At 68.4% G+C, this 924-nt stretch carries 1 protein-coding gene and 2 pseudogenes; all 3 read right to left on the bottom strand.

Annotation, left to right across the window (positions count from 1 at the left end):
• Positions 1-160, bottom strand: a pseudogene (locus tag EN781_RS35910) (sulfite oxidase-like oxidoreductase); the annotation flags it as partial.
• A gap of 124 nt (positions 161-284) precedes the next feature.
• Positions 285-530, bottom strand: coding sequence for a PDZ domain-containing protein (locus EN781_RS33310; RefSeq protein WP_348627211.1), 246 nt, complete (start codon positions 528-530; stop codon positions 285-287).
• An 83-nt stretch (positions 531-613) separates the two neighbouring features.
• Positions 614-913: pseudogene (locus tag EN781_RS33305) on the bottom strand (MBL fold metallo-hydrolase); the annotation flags it as partial.
• Between the last annotated feature and the right edge of the window lie 11 nt (positions 914-924).

The raw sequence follows: 924 nt of genomic DNA, 5'->3' as shown, positions 1-924 counted from the left end.
GGCCGTGCTTGAGGGTGAACGACCAGTCCTCGGTGCGCACATGCGGCGTCGGCCCGGCCGACAGCACCGGGAAGCCCTGCTCGAGATACTGGCCCGGCGGGATGCGCGTGTCATGGTCCGTGGGGGGACGCCGTCCGGAAACGAAACCACGGGTGACCATCAGCACATCCCTTTGCGTGGGGCCGTTTGCCGGCCCAGCGCAATGTTCTCGAAGATGGCCCGGCGGGCAACAGAAAAAATGCCGGCGGCGGGCCTTGTGTCTGGCCTGTCGCCGGCGCCAGGCCTCAGCCTGCGGCGAAAGGCACGGCGACGAAGATCTGCGCGTCGCCGCGGTCGACGAGCAGCAGCACCGACTTGCGGCCGGACTTGCCTGCCTCGGCGATCGCCTGGTTCGCCTGCCTGGCGCTCTTCACCGGGGTCCGGTCGACGGCGACGATGACATCGCCCGGCTCGAGGCCGGCCGCCGAAGCCGCCTTGTCCGGATTGACGCGCTCGACCAAGGCGCCGCGCTGATTGTCGGCCAGGTTCAACTCCTCGCGGACATCGGGCGTGATGTCGGTGAGGCCAAGGCCGAGCGACGGGACGCGCAGGGCCTGCCCGGCCGACGGCTTCTCTCGAACTGCGCGGCGCTCATCTTCGGCCCGGCCCGCAGCGGGAACTCATGCAGCGAGCCGACATGGTCGAGATGGATATGCGTGGCGACGACGATCAGCGGCTTGCCTGCTGGCGTGTCGATCTCGGGCGCCAGCGGCAGGATGCCCATGCCGGTGTCGACCAGAAGGTCGGCGTCCCGGCCTTTGAAATGCCAGATGTTGGCGCGCACGAAATCGTGCACGAACGGCTCGGTCAGCATCGATGTCCTGGCGTCGACGATGGCCTTGCCGAACCAGTCGCCGACTACCAGGTCGCCCATCAGACGAAGGG

The organism is Mesorhizobium sp. M4A.F.Ca.ET.090.04.2.1, assembly GCF_003999085.1.
In the GTDB taxonomy this organism is placed as follows: domain Bacteria; phylum Pseudomonadota; class Alphaproteobacteria; order Rhizobiales; family Rhizobiaceae; genus Mesorhizobium.
Note: the sequence above shows the minus strand (reverse complement) of the source record. Positions and strands in the feature narration are given on the sequence as shown.